21 protein-coding genes, 1 pseudogene and 1 riboswitch are annotated in these 17,848 nt (G+C 58.4%); of the genes and pseudogenes, 7 read left to right on the forward strand and 15 right to left on the reverse strand.

Annotated features, from left to right (window positions below):
* Positions 1–35 precede the first annotated feature (35 nt).
* A complete protein-coding gene (locus tag ABFV38_RS07975) occupies positions 36–1,301 on the reverse strand; it encodes a maltoporin (RefSeq protein WP_010429455.1) in 1,266 nt (421 codons plus the stop codon).
* A 269-nt stretch (positions 1,302–1,570) separates the two neighbouring features.
* Here ABFV38_RS07975 and ABFV38_RS07980 point away from each other — a divergent pair, with 269 nt between their 5' ends.
* On the forward strand, positions 1,571–2,647 hold the full coding sequence (locus ABFV38_RS07980) for a LacI family DNA-binding transcriptional regulator (RefSeq protein ID WP_010429458.1): 1,077 nt from the start codon (positions 1,571–1,573) through the stop codon (positions 2,645–2,647).
* 42 nt (positions 2,648–2,689) lie between these two features.
* Here ABFV38_RS07980 and ABFV38_RS07985 read toward each other — a convergent pair whose 3' ends face one another.
* The gene (locus ABFV38_RS07985) at positions 2,690–3,691 is read right to left on the reverse strand and encodes a magnesium transporter (protein WP_348959059.1); all 1,002 of its coding nucleotides are present in this window, start codon (positions 3,689–3,691) and stop codon (positions 2,690–2,692) included.
* A gap of 60 nt (positions 3,692–3,751) precedes the next feature.
* Positions 3,752–3,921, reverse strand: a riboswitch (M-box (ykoK) riboswitch).
* 159 nt (positions 3,922–4,080) lie between these two features.
* Here ABFV38_RS07985 and ABFV38_RS07990 point away from each other — a divergent pair.
* Positions 4,081–4,584, forward strand: a complete 504-nt coding sequence (locus tag ABFV38_RS07990) for a DedA family protein (protein ID WP_048222448.1) — start codon at positions 4,081–4,083, stop codon at positions 4,582–4,584.
* 1 nt (position 4,585) lies between these two features.
* Here ABFV38_RS07990 and ABFV38_RS07995 read toward each other — a convergent pair whose 3' ends face one another.
* The gene (locus tag ABFV38_RS07995; protein ID WP_045908319.1) at positions 4,586–5,335 is read right to left on the reverse strand and encodes an SDR family oxidoreductase; all 750 of its coding nucleotides are present in this window, start codon (positions 5,333–5,335) and stop codon (positions 4,586–4,588) included.
* 100 nt (positions 5,336–5,435) lie between these two features.
* Here ABFV38_RS07995 and ABFV38_RS08000 point away from each other — a divergent pair, with 100 nt between their 5' ends.
* Complete coding sequence (locus ABFV38_RS08000; protein ID WP_348959061.1) at positions 5,436–5,795, forward strand: helix-turn-helix domain-containing protein; 360 nt, start codon at positions 5,436–5,438, stop codon at positions 5,793–5,795.
* A 1-nt stretch (position 5,796) separates the two neighbouring features.
* Here ABFV38_RS08000 and ABFV38_RS08005 read toward each other — a convergent pair whose 3' ends face one another.
* Positions 5,797–6,591: an SDR family oxidoreductase gene (locus ABFV38_RS08005; RefSeq protein WP_348959063.1), complete on the reverse strand. Its 795-nt coding sequence runs from the start codon at positions 6,589–6,591 to the stop codon at positions 5,797–5,799.
* Between the two features lie 124 nt (positions 6,592–6,715).
* Positions 6,716–7,159 (reverse strand): helix-turn-helix domain-containing protein, encoded by a 444-nt coding sequence (locus ABFV38_RS08010; RefSeq protein WP_348959065.1) that lies wholly within the window; start codon positions 7,157–7,159, stop codon positions 6,716–6,718.
* Between the two features lie 152 nt (positions 7,160–7,311).
* Between ABFV38_RS08010 and agp the strand changes: the two genes are divergently transcribed.
* Positions 7,312–8,553, forward strand: coding sequence for a bifunctional glucose-1-phosphatase/inositol phosphatase (agp, locus tag ABFV38_RS08015; RefSeq protein WP_104948910.1), 1,242 nt, complete (start codon positions 7,312–7,314; stop codon positions 8,551–8,553).
* Between the two features lie 33 nt (positions 8,554–8,586).
* On the opposite strand, the gene ABFV38_RS08020 is transcribed toward agp, so the two are convergent.
* Positions 8,587–8,814 carry a YccJ family protein gene (locus ABFV38_RS08020; protein ID WP_008499832.1) on the reverse strand — a complete coding sequence of 76 codons (228 nt, stop codon included), beginning with the start codon at positions 8,812–8,814 and terminating at the stop codon, positions 8,587–8,589.
* Positions 8,815–8,834: 20 nt separating this feature from the next.
* The gene (gene wrbA, locus ABFV38_RS08025; RefSeq protein ID WP_006809323.1) at positions 8,835–9,431 is read right to left on the reverse strand and encodes an NAD(P)H:quinone oxidoreductase; all 597 of its coding nucleotides are present in this window, start codon (positions 9,429–9,431) and stop codon (positions 8,835–8,837) included.
* A gap of 391 nt (positions 9,432–9,822) precedes the next feature.
* Between wrbA and ABFV38_RS08030 the strand changes: the two genes are divergently transcribed.
* Positions 9,823–9,993, forward strand: a complete 171-nt coding sequence (locus tag ABFV38_RS08030) for a general stress protein (protein ID WP_023311077.1) — start codon at positions 9,823–9,825, stop codon at positions 9,991–9,993.
* A 116-nt stretch (positions 9,994–10,109) separates the two neighbouring features.
* Positions 10,110–11,031: pseudogene (locus ABFV38_RS08035) on the forward strand (DMT family transporter).
* 106 nt (positions 11,032–11,137) lie between these two features.
* Here the strand turns inward: ABFV38_RS08035 and rutG are convergent.
* From rutG to rutA, 7 genes are read right to left on the reverse strand one after another with little or no spacing between them, the layout of a single operon-like run.
* On the reverse strand, positions 11,138–12,460 hold the full coding sequence (rutG, locus tag ABFV38_RS08040) for a pyrimidine utilization transport protein G (RefSeq protein WP_348959067.1): 1,323 nt from the start codon (positions 12,458–12,460) through the stop codon (positions 11,138–11,140).
* A 21-nt stretch (positions 12,461–12,481) separates the two neighbouring features.
* Positions 12,482–12,976 carry an NADH-dependent FMN reductase RutF gene (rutF, locus tag ABFV38_RS08045; RefSeq protein WP_023327078.1) on the reverse strand — a complete coding sequence of 165 codons (495 nt, stop codon included), beginning with the start codon at positions 12,974–12,976 and terminating at the stop codon, positions 12,482–12,484.
* Between the two features lie 9 nt (positions 12,977–12,985).
* The gene (locus ABFV38_RS08050) at positions 12,986–13,576 is read right to left on the reverse strand and encodes a malonic semialdehyde reductase (protein ID WP_348959069.1); all 591 of its coding nucleotides are present in this window, start codon (positions 13,574–13,576) and stop codon (positions 12,986–12,988) included.
* Between the two features lie 9 nt (positions 13,577–13,585).
* Positions 13,586–14,386: a pyrimidine utilization protein D gene (gene rutD, locus ABFV38_RS08055; RefSeq protein WP_348959071.1), complete on the reverse strand. Its 801-nt coding sequence runs from the start codon at positions 14,384–14,386 to the stop codon at positions 13,586–13,588.
* Between the two features lie 7 nt (positions 14,387–14,393).
* Positions 14,394–14,780: a pyrimidine utilization protein C gene (gene rutC, locus ABFV38_RS08060; RefSeq protein ID WP_008499822.1), complete on the reverse strand. Its 387-nt coding sequence runs from the start codon at positions 14,778–14,780 to the stop codon at positions 14,394–14,396.
* An 11-nt stretch (positions 14,781–14,791) separates the two neighbouring features.
* Positions 14,792–15,481, reverse strand: a complete 690-nt coding sequence (gene rutB / locus ABFV38_RS08065; RefSeq protein WP_045908308.1) for a pyrimidine utilization protein B — start codon at positions 15,479–15,481, stop codon at positions 14,792–14,794.
* A complete protein-coding gene (rutA, locus tag ABFV38_RS08070) occupies positions 15,481–16,572 on the reverse strand; it encodes a pyrimidine utilization protein A (protein WP_196364764.1) in 1,092 nt (363 codons plus the stop codon). The genes rutB and rutA overlap by 1 nt, the downstream gene beginning before the upstream one ends.
* A 245-nt stretch (positions 16,573–16,817) precedes the next feature.
* On the opposite strand from rutA, the gene rutR reads away from it, so the two are divergent.
* Positions 16,818–17,456: an HTH-type transcriptional regulator RutR gene (gene rutR / locus ABFV38_RS08075; RefSeq protein ID WP_008499819.1), complete on the forward strand. Its 639-nt coding sequence runs from the start codon at positions 16,818–16,820 to the stop codon at positions 17,454–17,456.
* Here the strand turns inward: rutR and ABFV38_RS08080 are convergent.
* On the reverse strand, positions 17,453–17,848 hold the full coding sequence (locus tag ABFV38_RS08080) for a lysozyme inhibitor LprI family protein (RefSeq protein WP_021240804.1): 396 nt from the start codon (positions 17,846–17,848) through the stop codon (positions 17,453–17,455). The two genes, rutR and ABFV38_RS08080, sit on opposite strands and share 4 nt — an antisense overlap.

The following is a 17,848-nucleotide window of genomic DNA, read 5'->3' on the forward strand; positions in this document are numbered from 1 at the left end:
TACGATAACGATTAACGCAAATTATGAATTAAGACTTACCACCAGGCCTCGACCTGCACACCAAAGTTCCAGGTATTGTTGGCCGTGCCATCTTCGAAGGATTGCCCTTTTTCGGAGTCATTCAGATAGGAGGCGAATACGCGCAGTTCAGGACGTGACATAAACTCAGGACCGTCTGCCAGGCCCAGCGCGAGGGTGTACTTCTCGCCGCTCTGCTTGTACTTAGTGCCGTCGGTGTAGGTATCTTCCTGGTAGAATCCGCCCACTTCGCCAATCAGACGCACGTACTCGGTAAACTGATACTGTGCTCGCCCCACCAGCGATACCAGGCGTGATTTGTCCGTATACTGCGTGGTGTCGTCTGCCGAACCCCATGTCAGGACGTGGTTAAAAGAGAACTTGTCGGTAATCGGAATTAAGCCGGTGTTAATCACGCGGTAGCCGGTGGCGTCGTTCACGTAGTTCCACATGTCGTACCAGCCCCCACCCTGTGACACCATGTTCTGGGCCAGACCTTTATTGGCGTACTGCAGCACCAGCTTGTTATAGCCGCCAAACATATCCTGGCTGATCTCACCGGTGACCATCACGCCGTTATCGGCCTCGTACAGCCCGCCATACTCTTTCTGCTTGTTGGTCGGGTTTGGCATGGCGTAATCAATACCCACTTCCGTCCACGCGCCCGCCCACGGCTTCCAGCCCGCATAGCGAAGGTCGATATAGTTGATGTTAACGTCGCTGTCGCCATCCACGCGATAGTCCACGTCGTTAGCATCGCCGCGGATCCACGCAACGGAGACTGCGCCCGGGCCAAGAGTGTAGTTCTCGATACCCGCACCGGAGCCGGAAATATTCCAGTATTTGGTATCAATGATGTGCAGGTCATGGCGCTGGTAGTAGCGCTTACCGCCCCAAATCACCGCATTGGGATCCCCGGGGATCAGCCCCTTGATCTGCAGGTTAAGCTGGCGCAGGCCGAACTGGGCATCGTCATCTAAGGTGGTTTCATTGTCGTTGGAGCCGTCTGATACCATGCTCACCATGCTGTCGAGATAGAAACTGACGTCGTTCTTTTTGTATACCTCGGAGCCTAGCTCCAGCTCGCCGTAGGTGTCGGCCTCGTTACCCAGACGGCCAATCTTGTTTTTTTGCCACTCCTCCATCCCACCATCCCGTGAGACGCCCACACCGGAGCGAAGATATCCATGAAAATCAATCGGTACTGAAGACGCTGCAAACAGCGAAGGCGATGCCAGCGCGGCAGCCAACGCAACAGATACAGAGCGGATCGTCGTGTTCATTGTAACCCTCTTATTGTTTTGTAATACGTTCACAAATCCGCTGTCATAAAATGCCTAAACCCGTTGGCTGGCAATTACACGATCTGAAATGTGTGATTAACTGCAAATAAAATAGACAATTTTGTTACGAGTAATGAGATTGGACACAAATTATGGCATTGTGAGCGTCATACTTTTTGATGGTGTTATGCCCGCAGCGAGAGGGTGATAAGCGTTTTTTTTCAGCACCCCTGTTACAATCAGCGCATAACAACATAAGGAACCGGACCATGAAGTCGAAAAGCGCAACGTTAGAGGACGTGGCACGCCATGCGGGCGTCTCCTATCAGACCGTGTCCAGGGTACTGAATAAGTCTGCCAATGTATCCGACGCCACGCGCAGCAAGGTGGAGAAATCCATAGAGTTATTGCGGTATGTACCCAACCGATTGGCTCAGCAGCTGGTGGGCAAGCAGAGCCAGACCGTTGGGCTGGTGACCATTTCGCTGGCGCTGCACGCGCCTTCGCAGGTTGCGGCGGCGGTGAAACGCTATGCCAATGTGGAAGGCTACCAGGTACTGATCTCAATGATTGATGAGAACGTCAACCACAGCATCCAGGATTCCATCAACGAGCTGAAATCCCAGCTGGTGAGCAAAGTGATCATCAACGTGCCGCTGGAGGCTGAAGCGGCGCAGAAAATCGCCACCGACAACGATGACATTGTCTGCCTGTTCCTCGACGTGGACCCGTACAGTTCCGTGTTTAACGTTTCGTTTAACCCGGCGGACGGCACCCGCGCCAGCGTCAAATATCTTTACGAACTGGGGCATCGCGACATCGCCCTGCTGGCGGGGCCGACGTCTTCCGTCTCGGCGCAGCTGAGGCTGAAAAGCTGGATCGAGACCCTGAAGGGCTACGGCCTGGAGCCCGCATCGGTCATTCGCGGCAACTGGGATGCGCAAAGCGGTTATTCGGGAGCGTTGCAAATGCTGCGGGAGACGGCGCAGTTTACCGCCGTGCTGGTGGCTAACGACCAGATGGCGCTCGGGGTGCTGAGCGCGTTCCATCAGCAGCAGATTTCAATTCCGGGCGAGAAGTCGGTGATTGGCTACGATGACACCTATGAAAGCTCGTTCTTCTACCCGGCACTGACGACGGTATCGCTGGATTTAGATCTGCAGGGTAAAGAGGCGGTGCGCCGTATTCTCGACAGCGGTGAAGAGAATGCCCAGCGCATGTCCTCGATTTTACCTGCCCGTCTGGTGGTGCGTCAGTCCACCGGCCCAAAAGGGGAGAAGGGGAAAAACCTGCAGGCGCTTGCCCAGCAGTTGCGTGAGATCGCGCATCAGCTCGGCGATGCGTAGCGAAGTGAGCACCTCAATCACGTGAATGAGGTGCTCGCAAGCTTACTCTAGCCCCAGCGTGTACTGGGCAATTTTGAAGTAGATAATCAGCCCGGTCCCGTCAATCAGCGTGGCGATAAACGGCGCGGACACCACGGCAGGGTCGATCCGGCAGCGCTTGAGCACCATCGGGATCACGGACGACACAATCGCGCTCCAGAGCGTGATACACACCAGCGTCAGACTGACGATAAGCGTGATCTCCAGGCCGATACCCATCATCCAGGCGCGGATACACCCGGCGATACCGAGTGTGGCGGCAATCATCAGCGAGGTGGTCATCTCTTTGCGCAGCACGCGCCCGACGTCGCGAAGGTGGACTTCTCCCAGCGCCATCGCGCGCACCAGCGTGGAGGTGATCTGCGTCCCGCTGTTGCCGCCCGTGCCAATCAGCAGCGGAATAAAGAACGCCAGCGCAATGGCGGACTCCAGCGCCTCTTCGAAGTGCTGGATCACCGAACTGGTATACGCTTCCGCGACAAACAGCAGCAGCAGCCAGACGGAGCGTTTTTTCCACAGGCTAAAGGCGCTGGTTTCGAGATACGGCTTTTCAAGCGGCAGCGTTGCACCCTGAAGCTGAGCATCTTCGGTGACGTCATCTTCCAGCAGATGGGCGATCTCGCGCTCGGTCAGGCAGCCGACGAGCTTGCCGTGGGTGACCACGGGCACCACATCCGCCCCTGCGTGGGCCAGCACGCCTGCCACGTCCGCACGTTCATCTTCGGGTTTAACCTGAATAAATTCCGAAATCATCAGCGCCTTAACGGACTGCAGCGTATCGGTAGTCTGCAAGAGTTTGCGCACGGCAATCATGCCCGCCAGGCGACCGTTATCTTCGATAAAAATATGCGACGGAATATCGTCGTCTTTTAATTTTTCGAAGAATTGCTCGCGCGCCAGCGCCACGCATAATGCCATATCGAGGACAATAAAATCGGTATTCATATATTGCGCGATCGCGCTGTCATTGAATGCCAGGTTTTGGTTGTGAATAGCGTAAGACATAGTGAATTCCCTTTGAATAATAAAATCTCTCAGGGGCGAGCAAGACAGGGCATGTCGAAGAGGAGATCCCCACGTCCTGGGTTCAGCACTGTACACCGTATCCCGCGAGGGAAGTTATACTGACAAAGCCTTGATTCGACAGTGCCTGTTTTACCCTGTGTCGATTCTCTCGAACCTACCAGAGCGATAACGTGTATTTGTACAGGAGCCTCGCCATAACGAGATCGTTGTAAAACGAGAGGAATAATACGCTTATTTAACGTTGCCGCTCAGGAATTTAAAAAATGTTTAAGAACGGTTTAGGAGAATATTATTAATAGAATGTTGAGGGTTTATTTAAGGTTATTCATTTTAAATGGAGAATTAAATAATTAACGGGGGAGGGGAAAATGGCGTGGCTTGATAATCTGCTGAATCATTTTGCGCTGTATCCGGCACATCTGTTCGCGCTATTATTTATGATGGCGCTGAGCAAGTCCACGGTGCTGATCTCCTCCGTGCTGCCTCCTGCCTCGGTCATGCTGCTGGCGGGCATTACCGTCAGCCAGGCAAGCATGCATCCTGCCCTGGCGTGGCTGGCCGTGGTGATGGGGGCAACGGCGGGCTCGGCGCTGAACTACCACTTAGGGCAGCGGATGGGGCACACGCGCTGGATGACCCGCTTCACGGCAAAACACGCCGGTAAATTTCTGCGGGTGCAGCATCAGCTACAAAAAAACGGGGTGCTGGTGCTGTTCACCGCGCGCTTCCTGGCGGTACTGCGCTACATCGTGCCGCTGGCGGCAGGCATGCTCAGGCTGAACGTGGTGAAAGTTTACGGCGTGAGCCTGGCCTCTGCCGCCGTATGGGCGGCGCTGTATGTCGGCATCGTCACCGGCATCAGCGCCTTTTGAGTTACAGGCTCCCCATTCCGCCGTCCACCAGCAGTTCTGTTCCTACCGTGTAGCTCGACTCGTCGGAGGCGAGATAGAGCGCGGCTTTTGCCAGCTCCGTCGTCGAGCCCATTCTGCCCAGCGGCACCAGCGTGATGATCTCCGCCATCATTGCGTTAAGCGCCTCTTCGCTTAAGCCCGTTTTCGTAAAGGCCGGGGTTTCCACCGGACCGGGGCTCAGGCCGTTGACGCGGATCCCGCGCGGCAGCAGCTCCGCCGACAGCGTGCGCGCCAGCGACAGCAGGGCGGCCTTGCTCGCGGCATACACGCTGCTGGTGGGCAGTCCGATGCGCGCGCTCACGGAGCCGCAGAGGATCACCGACGACGGGTTATTCAGCAGCGGCAGCAGCGCCTGGATTAAAAAGAACGGTCCCTTCAGGTTGATGTTCATCAGACGGTCCCAGGTCTCTTCCTGCCAGGCTTCCAGCGGCGCGTGCGTCACGTCGCCGGCGTTGAGAAAGACCGCGTCCAGGCGTGGCCAACGGGCGGCGAGGGTTGCCGCCAGCGCTTTTTGCGACGCGATATCGCCCGCATCGGTTGGGATCACCCAGGCCTTATCGCCCAGAATGCGCTCTGCTTCGGCGAGGGTGTCCGGGTTGCGTCCGGTCACGGCGACGTGCGCCCCTTCGGCGATAAATGCCTGCGCGGTGGCGAGACCGATACCGCTGGTGCCGCCGGTAATCAACGTATACTTATCGGTTAAACGACCCATGTTCTTCTCCTGAAATGTCACTGGAGAAAGCACTATAGAAACGTTAGTATCGAAAGGAAACCAGGTACCAAATGGATACTAAAGAGGCAAGAGGTGTGCTATGGCAGAAATGCTGGAAGAGTACTGTGAAAAAAAATCTGAGGCCTATACCTGCCCGATGACGCAGTTTGTAAACCTGATTTCCGGCAAATGGGCGATCCCGATCCTCTATCGTCTTATTGTGATTAACACGCCTGTCCGCTTTGGCGATCTGCTGCGGGCGGCTGCCCCCATCACCCAGAAAGAGCTGACGAAGCAGCTGCGCCTGTTTGAACAGCGCGGGCTGGTGACGCGGACGGTCTACCCTGAGATCCCGCCGCGCGTGGAGTATCAGATTACCGGGCTGGGGTTAACCCTGCAGGATGCGCTCGCGCCGCTGGCCGCCTGGATGAGCGAGTACGGCGACCAGCTTCAACGTTAGGCTACTGTTTTACGTAGCGCGGTGCCGGGATGCCGGTGCGCGCGCTGCTAAACAGCTCAAGGCGCGCCGCTTCGTAGCGGTCCCACAGGCCTGCATCATGCATCGGCGGGATGGTGATCGGTTCGCCCTGATCCAGACCCGCCAGCGACGCATCCACCATATCGTCGGTGGTCATTACCGATCCTTCCGGCAGATCGTCCACCGTGACGCCTGAATGGCTCCAGATCTCCGTTGCGGTAGCGGCGGGCAGCACGGCCTGAATGCGCACGCTGCTGTCGGCAAATTCTTCCTGTAGCCCACGGGTAAAGCTCAATACCCACGCCTTCGTGGCGCTGTAGAGCGCGCTGCCCGCCCGAACATGCAGCGCCAGCACGGACGCGATATTGATCAGCGTGCCGCGATTATTCTGCGCCAGGCGCGGCAGGATGGCGTAGGTCAGACGCATCAGCGCCGTGGTGTTCAGGGTGTTAATGGCCTGATGCTGCGCCACCTCGCCCGCGAGGAACGGTGCCATCTGCGCGGTGCCCGCGTTGTTAATCAGCGTATCAATGGCGGTATTGCTGCGCAGTTCGTCTTCCACCGCGCGGATCCCGGCTTCATCGGTGAGATCGGCCACCAGAATATCGACGGCCACGCCATAGCGTGCGCGCAGGTCGGCGGCGAGGGCTTTCAGGCGATCCTCGCGGCGGGCGACCATGACCAGGTTAGCACCGCGCGCGGCAAGGCGATCGGCATAGACGGCACCGATCCCGGAAGAGGCACCCGTAATCAGGGCGGTGGTGATTTGCGTAGTCATCGTGCATTACCTCAGGCAAAGTGGGTTATTTGGTTTCAATATGAAACTGAATTAACTCTCGGCTATTTGGTTTTATAATGCAACCATATTGGCGATCATTTTGTGCTTTTGCCGTCGGGAACGGTCAGGAGGGGAGTTTAGCCACGATCTCTTCAGGCATCAGTTCGCGGCCATCGTCGGCGATAAGCATCAGTTTACGCAGGGGTTTGCGCTGTTCGCTATCGACCAGCACGGTGCCGCATTCGTTTTCCGCGAACAAAAATTCATTGCCCCACTGGGACAGGGCAACCAGCACGGTTTGCAGGGCCCGTCCCTTGTCGGTCAGGACGTATTCCTGCCAGGCGCTGCCGTCGGAGGCGGGCTGTAGCCGGAGAATGCCTTCGTCTACCAGCAGCTTGAGCCGCGTGGTCAGCATGTTTTTCGCGATACCGAGGCTTTTCTGAAACTCGCCGAAGCGTTTAATCCCGCGGAGCGCGTCGCGGACGATCAGCAGCGACCACCAGTCGCCGATGATATCCAGCGAACGGGCGACGGGGCAGGTGCTCTCTTCAAGGCGGGTACGTTTCACAGCGAATTCTCCGGTGGGGTATGGTTTTATTATAAAACTAATCCATACACACCGTAAGCACGTTAATCATCAGTTTGAGAAATGCTTCCCGGAAAATTGTGACGAATCTGTCACACTGAGCGCGACATTTTAAAACGAGTGAGGAATTAGGGATGAGAAAAGCACTACTCGCGCTGGCAGTCGCCGGTTCCATTTCAGCAACGTTTGGCGTGCAGGCGCAAGAGACGCCGGAAGGGTATCAGCTGGAGCAAGTTTTAATCATGAGTCGCCATAACCTGCGCGCGCCGCTGGCTAACAACGGCAGCGTGCTGGAGCAGTCCACGCCGAAGCAGTGGCCGGAGTGGGAGGTGCCGGGCGGCCAGCTCACGACTAAAGGGGGCGTGCTGGAGGTCTATATGGGCCATTACATGCGCGAATGGCTGGCGCAGCAGGGGATGGTAAAGACGGGAGAATGTCCACCGGCGGAGAGCGTTTACGCCTATGCTAACAGCCTGCAGCGCACCGTCGCCACCGCGCAATTCTTTATCACCGGCGCGTTCCCGGGCTGCGATGTGCCCGTGCACCATCAGGAAAAAATGGGCACCATGGATCCGACATTTAATCCGGTGATCACCGATAATTCGCCGGAATTCCGCGAAAAAGCGCTGAAGGCGATGGAGGCGGAACGGCAGAAAATGCAGCTTGGCGAAAGCTATAAGCTGCTGGAGCAGATGACGAACTACGCCGACTCGCCGTCCTGCAAAGAGAAAAAGGTCTGCTCGCTGGCGGACGCGAAAGATACCTTCAGCGCTGACTATGAAAAAGAGCCTGGCGTATCCGGGCCGCTGAAGGTGGGCAACTCGCTGGTGGATGCGTTCACGCTGCAGTATTACGAAGGCTTCCCGGCCGACCAGGTCGCCTGGGGAGAAATCAAAACCGACCAGCAGTGGCGCGTGCTGTCGAAGCTGAAAAACGGCTATCAGGACTCCCTGTTTACCTCCACCGAAGTGGCGCAAAACGTGGCGAAACCGCTGGTGAAATATATCGATAAAACGCTGGTTACCGACCAGGCGAAAGCGCCGAAAATCACCCTGCTGGTGGGGCATGATTCGAACATTGCTTCCCTGCTTACAGCCCTCGATTTCAAACCGTACCAGCTGCACGACCAGCAGGAGCGCACCCCGATTGGCGGCAAGATTGTCTTCCAGCGCTGGCATGACAAAAATGCCAACCAGGAGCTGATGAAAATTGAGTATGTCTATCAGAGCTCAGAGCAGCTGCGCAACGCCAGCGTGCTGTCGCTGCAGTCTCCGGCACAGCGCGTGACGCTGGAGCTGAAGGGCTGCCCGGTGGATGCGAACGGTTTCTGTCCTGTTGATAAATTCAATGCGGTGATGAATAACGCGGCGAAGTAAGAGAGAACCCCCCGCTGCGGCGGGGGGAAACGCTTAGACGTTTTTACGTTCGATGGTTTGCTCACCCCAGAAGAGCGAGTCTTTGTCCGTTTTTTCGAAGGCGCGCACCAGCACCTCATCGTTACCTTCCTCCCAAATCTGCTCGGCCAGCTTTTCATCGTATTTCGCGACTTCAAAGATAGCTTCGGCAATCTCCGGAGAGGTGTTGCGTAAACTTGCCCATTCGCCCACGTGGTGAGCTTTGGATTCTTGAGTTGGCATGCTTGTCCTCCTGTTGGGTGTTAGCCGTTCAGTTTTTTGGCCAGACCCGCGACGTATTCACCCTGATAGCGGGCGATAGACAGTTCTTCATTGCTTGGCTGACGTGAGCCATCCCCACCGGCAATGGTGGTTGCGCCGTACGGCGTACCGCCGCGCACCTGGGAAACGTCAAACAGCTCCTGCGCGCCGTAGCCAATCGGCACAATCACCATCCCGTGATGAGCAAGGGTAGTCCAGGTTGAGGTAATCGTCTGCTCCTGGCCGCCGCCGGTCCCGGTAGAGCTGAATACGCTGGCGAGTTTGCCGTAGAGCGCCCCGGATGCCCAAAGTCCGCCGGTTTGATCGAGGAAGGTACGCATCTGGCCTGACATGTTGCCGAAGCGGGTTGGGGTGCCGAAGATAATGGCATCATAATCCGCCAGCTCCTGCGGGGTGGCGACCGGGGCGTTTTGTGTTTTCCCCCCGGCTTTCGCGAAGGCTTCCGCCTGCATGGTTTCCGGTACGCGTTTCACCACAACCTCTACGCCATCAACCCTGTTTGCACCTTCTGCTACCGCGTGAGCCATGGTTTCAATGTGTCCATACATGGAATAATAGAGCACCAGAACTTTTGCCATTTTGCTTCACTCCTCGTTGGTTTCTCTGACAGCGGATCGCTGCGCTCTTTTAAAGATATGTCATCACAGCCAGACTGCAAAAATGAACGCCATTTATTTGATTTATAACAACATGAGGAGAAAAATGGCTTTGTAGCAAAATGATACAACTTTCCCGGTGCGGATTTTTAAAATGATAAGAAAGGCTTATGGATTGCCGCCGCGTCATCTCACCCGAAAGACTGAGATCATGTTGCAGGATATTACCTTCGGCTTGCCGGATAACCTCATTCCACTAAGCTTAGTTTCACGCGGCACAGATAAAGGCGTTGTCCTTGAGCCGCGAGGTGAAAGAATCCTCTTTTACTGAATGCAATATGATGTCTAATGTTTCACATTCTGGAGGTTAGAGATGGCAAACCATCGTGGTGGTTCAGGTAATTTCGCAGAAGACCGTGAAAGAGCATCAGAAGCAGGCCGTAAAGGTGGCCAGCATAGCGGGGGGAACTTCAAGAATGACCCGCAACGCGCATCTGAAGCTGGCAAGAAAGGGGGGAAAAACAGCCACGGCAGCAGTAAGTAACACGCCGGGTTGAACCCCTGCCGCCGGGATATCCCGGCGGTTTTTTATTTCTGCAACATTGAACTGTAACCAAAGGCAACGCACACTACAGGATTGTTCTCACTTGCTGGTGCCGCATGTCTGTCTCACGCTTTAAATTCTCCGTTAAACCGCAGGAAGCCATCCTTATTCTCATCACCATGTTCTGGGGCGGGACGTTTCTGGCCGTTCAGTACGCGGTGACCCTTAGCGATCCGTTCTTTTTTGTTGGTCTGCGCTTTGCAACGGCGGCGATAGCCGTGGGGCTGATATCCCTTAACACGCTGCGGGGTCTGACGCTGAAAGAGCTTAAGGCGGGCGTGGCGATTGGGGTGGCGATAGCCATGGGCTACAGCCTGCAGACGTGGGGATTGCAGACCATCTCCAGCAGCAAATCCGCGTTTATCACTGCTATGTATGTGCCGCTGGTGCCGCTACTACAATGGCTGTGCCCGGGGGCGGCTGCCGGGTCTGATGTCCTGTATTGGCATCGTGCTGGCGTTTATCGGCCTGATCTTACTGGCCGGGCCGGAAAACAATCTTCTGGCGCTGGGACAGGGTGAAATCATCACCCTGATTGGGGCCATTGCCATTGCGGCGGAGATTATTCTGATCAGCGCCTGGGCGGGCAAGGTGGACGTCAAACGGGTGACGGTGGTGCAGCTCGCCACGGCCTCGCTGGTGGCCTTTGCGACCATGGTGCCGGCAGGGGAGTCCGTACCGCCGATGTCCACCGGCCTGGTCGCGGTGGCGCTGGGGCTGGGGATCTTCAGCGCCATTATCCAGGTCACCATGAACTGGGCGCAGCGTAGCGTATCGCCGACCCGGGCAACGGTCATTTACACCGGTGAACCGGTCTGGGCGGGCATTTTCGGGCGACTGGCCGGGGAACGTCTGCCGCTGCTGGCCCTGGTGGGCGCGGCGTTTATTGTCGCCGGGGTGCTGGTGAGCGAGTTGAAGTTAAAAAAACGACGTAAGGCGATTGCCGGGTTGGGCGCAGAACAAGGAGCAGATCGCTAGCAGCGTGCTGCCCGTTTTGCCCGGCGGCGCTTCGCTTGCGCGGGCCTACAACAGGCATGTAGGCCGGGTAAGCGTAGCGTCACCCGGCAAGAAAGCGACATTTATTTCAGGTGGAGGGACTGATGGCTTCTCCTTGCGTTTCATCCCCTTTCCGGCGGCTCAGCAGGGCGTTAAGCAGGATCGCGCCAAAGGTCGCCGTGCCAATCCCGCCGATCGTAAACCCGCCCAGCGTCAGGGCAAAATCGCCCGCGCCCAGCACCAGCGTAACGGCCACCATAATCAGGTTGCCGTTCTGGCTGAGATCGACCCGATGCTGCACCCAGATCCGCGCGCCGGCCACGGCGATCAGCCCAAACACCACGATTGAGGCTCCGCCGATCACCGGTGACGGAATGGTGTGGATCAGCGCGCCGAATTTCGGCGAGAAGCCGAGCAGCATCGCCATCACCGCCGCCGCGACAAAGACCAGCGTCGAATAGACTTTGGTCACCGCCATCACGCCGATATTCTCGGCATAGGTGGTGACGCCGCTGCCGCCGACTGAGCCTGAAAGCATGGTCGCCAGCCCGTCGCCGACGAACGCGCGGCCCATGTACGGGTCCATACTGCGTCCCGTCATCCCTGCGACGGCCTTCAGATGACCCAGGTTTTCCGCCACCAGGATCACCGCCACCGGGGCGATAAGCATCATCGCCTGGGTGTTAAAGGTGGGCGAGGTCACCTTCGGCAGGCCGAACCAGGCGGCCTGATGCAGCAGGGTAAAATCAACCGGCTTGCCGAGACCAAAAACGTTCGCCAGCAGGGCATACACCAGACAGGCGACAATCAACCCGACCAGGATCAGCAGCCGCTGGATCATGCCTCGCGTAAACACCGCTACCAGGCCGATGCACAGCACGGTCACGACGGCCATCCAGCTTTCAAACGGCGAGCCGGAGACGCTTTTCACCGCGATCGGCGCAAGGTTAAGGCCGATCGCCATCACCACCGCGCCCGTCACGACCGGAGGCATCATTCGCTCTATCCAGCGCGTACCGATTTTCATCACCACCAGACCAATCAGGGTATACACCAGACCGCAGGCGATGATGCCGCCGAGGGCCACGCTCAGGTTGGGGTTGATTCCCTGGCCGTTAAATCCGGTGGTGGCGATCACCACGCCGACAAAGGCGGCGCTGGATCCCAGATAGCTGGGCACGCGCCCGCCGGTGACAAAAAAGAACAGCAGGGTGCCGATACCCGACATCAAAATCGAGAGGTTGGGATCCAGTCCCATCAGCATCGGCATCAGCACCGTGGCGCCAAACATGGCGACCGCGTGCTGGACGCCCATTACCATCGTCTGCCCGAGCGGGAGGCGTTCATCCGGCGCGACCACGCCAGCGTCTGTGGAGGTCGATTTCAACTGCCAGTGGGGAAATCCGAACATGGTCTGTCTCCTTAGAGCGCCTTAACAGGCGGGTCGCATCAGCGCGTGGTAGCCGCGGTCAAACCACACCAGGCCCTGCGGCGCGGGGTGGCGAATAATCGAAACGATGTCGCAAAACAGAATGTCATGGGTACCGACGCTCACCACCTGGCTGATGCGGCAGTCAAACGAGGCCAGCGCATCCTCCAGACGCGGGCAGCCGGTGTCGCCCGTTTGCCAGCGGGCGGCGGCAAAGCGTTCTTCCATCGGCGTTTTGCCGCCAAAAAGGTTTGAGAGCGGCTCCTGTCCGGCGCTGAGGGTATTGACGCACAGCGTGCGGTTCTCGCTGAACGTCGGCCAGACGGACGCGCCGCGGTTCAGGCACACCAGCAGGGTGGGCGGTGAATCCGTGACGCTGCACACCGCGCTGGCGGTGAAGCCTGCCATCCCCGCCGGACCGTCGGTGGTGATGATATTCACCGCCGCGCCGACGCAGGCCATGGCATCGCGAAAGGTTTGTTTATCCGGTGTCGTCATCATCGCTCCTTACGCCAGACCGCAGGCATCGTCGAAGGTCAGGCGCGGCAGGCGGCCGTAAATTTTGCCCGGGTCGCCGTAGCCAATGTTGATCAGCAGATTGCTTTTAAGCGTCGTGCCGGTGAAAAAGGCCTCGTCGACCTTTTGGCGGTTAAAGCCCGACATCGGGCCGGTGTCCAGCCCCAGCGCGCGACAGGCGAAAATCATGTAGGCGGCCTGCAGCGAGCTGTTGCGAAAGGCGGTCTCTTCCGCCAGCGCGGGGCTTGCGGTAAACCAGCTTCTGGCATCGCCGTGCGGGAACAGTTCAGGCAGGCGCTCGTAGAATTCACTGTCCCAGGCCACAATCGCCGTGACCGGGGCGGTGAGCGTTTTCTCCAGGTTGCCGCTGGAGAGCGCCGGGCGCAGCTTCTCTTTTCCCTCCGCGCTTCGCACAAACACAATGCGCGCCGGGGAGCAGTTGGCGGAGGTTGGACCCCATTTCATCAGGTCGTAGATTTCGCGCAGCGTCTCGTCGCTGACGGCAATATCCTGCCAGCCGTTATGGGTGCGGGCGCCGGTGAACAGCGTTTCCAGCGCGGTAGGATTAATGGCTTCGCTCATTACAGCTCCTTATAAAGCGGGTTCATGACTGTGTAGCAGGCTGGCCAGCCCGTTCAGCAGCAGGGTGTTAAAGGTGTCCGGCTCGGTGACGTTGCAGGCATGGCCGCCCTGACGCATCACCGCGCTGTGGCTGTGCGGGATCGCTGACTGCAGCTCAGACGAGCAGACAGAGGGCACCAGCATGTCGTCGGCGGAACAGATGATCTGTACCGGGCAGCGGATGCGTGCGGCGTGGCGGCTGAAGTCGGCCTTTTTCAGGGCGCTGAGCCGGTGCAGCAGGTTGGCTTTGCCCTGGAAATGGGCCAGCGCCAGCGCTTCTTCGGCCTCCAGGCGGGGAGCGCGAGCGGCCATCCAGTCTGCCGGGTAGAGAAACAGCGGCTGCGCCTCAACCCACGCCTGCGGGCCGCCGTAATGCAGCAGGCGCTCGCGGATCTGAAAGCAGCGGCGGGTATGCGCGTTGAGGGTCAACCAGCCGTTGACGCACACCAGCGCGGTGAGGGCGTCGGGCCTGTCGAGGGCCAGCTGCAGGCCGACCAGTGCCCCCAGCGCATGGCCGACAATGCTGTAGCGCGCAATCCCGGCCTCTGCCAGCGCCTGGGCCAGTTCGTCCGCCATCTGTGCCAGGCTGTAGCCTTCCGGCAGGGCGTCGGGGTTAGTGCCCGTTCCACGCTGGTCATAGCACACCACCTGATACTCCGGTTCCAGCGCGGCCAGTTGGGGCAACCAGTAGCTGCCGCTGCCGCCGAGACCGGCAATAAGGACCACCACGGGCGCACCCTCATACGGGGGCGGTGAGACGGAGAGTTTCATGGCCGCCTCACTTCGCGATGTGCGCAACGGTGGCGATCTCAACCAGCGCGTCTGGCTTCACCAGCCCGCACTGAATGCAGAACCGGGCCGGCTTATCGCCGGGGAAGAACTCCGCGTAGATTTCATTAATCGCGGCGTAGTTTTTCCAGTCGGTGATAAAGATGCTGTTGAAGGTCACATCCTCCATCGTGCCACCCGCCGTTTCGATCACGGTTTTGATCGTTTCCAGCACGTGGCGGGTTTGCGCCTTTGGGTCGTTGATAAACACCACGTTGTTGTCTTTATCAAACGGCAGCGTGCCGGAGACATACACCACGCCGTCGGCAAGGGTGCCGGGGACAAACGGGGCGATGGGCGTGCTGGTGCCCGGCGGGATGATTACGGATTTCGGCATCGTGCGTCTCCTCAGGCGATACGGGCGAGCGGGGGATTCAGGGCGTCGCAGAAATCCGCAACGTTACTGACCCAGCCAAAAAAGGTTTCGATATTGAACAGGGCCGCCTTCTGGGCGAAATCCGGCCCGGCCTGATGGGTCGCGTCTTCCAGCACCACGCCGAAATACTCGAGGAAAAAGCCGTCGCGCAGGGTCGACTCCACGCAGACGTTGGTGGCAATGCCGGTGAAGACCAGGTGGCGAATGCCCCGGCTGCGCAGCAGGCTGTCGAGCGGCGTGTTGAAAAAGCCGCTGTAGCGCGGTTTCGGCAGGACAATATCACCCGCCTGCGGGACCAGCTCATCCACCAGCTGATAATCCCAGCCGCCTTTTGCCAGCAGCTTGCCCTGCAGTTCGGGCCGCTTGCGCATGGTTTTCAGGGCGTTCGACTTGTGGAAGTTCGGTGAACCGGGGCCACCGGCCTCAACGTACTGGTCATCCCAGCCGTTCTGGAACCATATGATAAGCATGCCCGCAGCGCGCGCGGCGGCGACGGCGGTTTTGATATTCGCTATCACAGGCTGCGTAGCGGAGACGTCGAAGCCCGCCAGATCAAGATAACCACCGGGGCTGGCGTAGGCGTTTTGCATGTCCACCACGATCAGCGCGCTCTGCTGGGGCGTGAAGGTAATGGCTTCCGGGCGTGCGTTAAGGGTTGTCATTACGCCACCTCCTTCGTGACGGCAGGGATGTGGGCGCGGCACTGCATCAGCGGCTGGATGCGCTCGCCGAAGGTCTCCACACCGGTGAGGAAGTCATCGAAGGTCAGCAGGACGCCTTCCGCACCGGGAACGGCCGCCACTTCATCGAGCATTCTGGCAACGCTGGCGTACGAGCCGACCAGCGTGCCCATGTTGATATTGACGGCGGAGGTCGGGTCGGCCATCTGACGAACGTTGGTATCCGCCCCGGAGCGGGTGTCCTTCTGGCTCTGCTCGGTGAGCCAGCTCAGGGCTTCCTCGTCGGCGCCGTCCTTATAGCGCTCCCATTTTGCGCGCGCGGCGTCGTCGGTTTCGTCGGCAATCACCATAAACAGCACGTAGGAGCCCACGTCGCGCCCGGTTTTGTCGGCGGCTTCTTTCATGCGCGCGGCGGTCGGGGCGAAGGCGGCTGGCGTGTTAACGCCTTTACCGAAGCAGAAGTTAAAGTCGGCGTATTTCGCCGAGAACTCCATTCCCGCGTCGCTCTGCCCGGCGCAAATCACCTTCATCGGCACCGACGGCTGCGGGCTGACGCGGCAGTCGTTCATGGTGAAGAAGTCACCCTTGAAATCGCTTTTGCCGGTACCCCACAGATCGCGCAGGACCTGCACGTACTCGGTCAGGTAGTCGTAGCGACGCGAGAAGTAATCGTCACCCGGCCAGAGCCCCATCTGCTCGTACTCGGGTTTTTGCCAGCCGGTCACCAGGTTGACGCCAAAGCGTCCGCCGGAGATGGAGTCGATGGTGGAGGCCATGCGCGCCACGATCGCCGGGGGCAGGGTGAGGGTGGCTGCGGTGGCGTAGATCTGGATCCGCGAGGTGACCGCGGCCAGTCCGGCCATCAGGGTGAAGGACTCCAGGTTGTGGTCCCAGAATTCGGTTTTGCCACCGAAGCCGCGCAGCTTGATCATCGAAAGCGCAAAGTCGAAATGGTAGTGCTCCGCTTTCTGCACGATGGTTTTATTCAGCTCAAAGGTCGGCATGTATTGCGGTGCAGTGGTCGAGATAAGCCAGCCGTTGTTGCCGATGGGTACAAATACGCCAATTTTCATCACGAACCTCTCTTCATTACGTCGCAGGTGTAACGGTGTTTTTGCAAAGGCAGTGCCAGTTTTAAAAATGGCAGTGTTATTAATGTGTTAATCAGAGGTTGATGGATTGATGCGGCTAAAAGTGGACTAGCTGGTCAAAAACATTGCACAGAAAACAGGCATTCATGCGCGATCGGAGTGCAGGATGTCGTGGCGAGACGGGGGTTTTGCTATGCTGAGGGCAACGCAGAATAAGGAGAGCGGGAATGACACAAGGCGCAGTGAAAACACCAGGTAAACGTTCGCAGGCGGTGAGCGCCAAGAAGCAGGCGATCCTCAGCGCGGCGCTGGAGACCTTTTCGCAGTTTGGCATTCACGGCACGCGCCTGGAGCAGGTGGCGGAGCAGTCCGGGGTATCCAAAACCAATCTGCTCTACTATTACCCGTCGAAAGAGGCGCTGTATGTTGCGGTGATGCAGCAGATCCTCGATATCTGGCTGGCGCCGCTGAAAGCGTTCCGCGAAGAGCTGGCCCCGCTGGTGGCGATCAAAGAGTACATACGCCTGAAGCTGGAGGTGTCGCGCGACTACCCGCAGGCATCACGGCTGTTCTGCCTTGAGATGCTGCAAGGGGCGCCGCTGTTGCAGGCGGAGCTGACCGGAGATTTGAAACAGCTGGTGGACGATAAGTCGGCCATTATCGCCGGATGGGTGGCCAGCGGAAAACTGGCTCCGGTCGATCCGCATCATCTGATCTTTATGATTTGGGCCTCCACCCAGCATTACGCTGACTTTGCGGCCCAGGTCGAGGCGGTGACCGGAAAAACGCTCCAGGACGAAGCGTTTTTCCACAGCACCCTGGAAAACGTGCAGCGGATGATTATCGAAGGGATCCGCTTGCGCTAGTTCCCCGGTGGGAGAGGGCAGCTTAAGTCGCCCTCTTCGCACTGCATCAGCGAGGCCAGAAACGCTTCGCGCTCCACGGTTTTCTCCGCCAGGCACTGATTCACGATCATCGGCTGAACGCTGCCGCCTTCCGTTCCCGAACCGATAAACGCACAGTCCGCGTCGCGCAGGGCAATCCAGGCCTGCTGCGCCTTTTTCAGCAGCTCGCGCTGGGGAGCTTCCGCGCGCTTGACGGCGGCCTGATAGGTCTGGTTGAGTTTTTTATCGGCAGCCTGGTATTGCTGCGCGCTACAGGTATTCAGTTCAAGCTGAGTGGTCGCTTTGTCGCACTCGTCGGCCAGCGCGCTGGCGCTCAGCAGCAGTGCTGCGCCTGCGAGAAATACTCTTTTCAT

Source organism: Enterobacter cloacae complex sp. Mu1197 (genome assembly GCF_040059225.1).
Classification (GTDB): domain Bacteria; phylum Pseudomonadota; class Gammaproteobacteria; order Enterobacterales; family Enterobacteriaceae; genus Enterobacter; species Enterobacter quasiroggenkampii.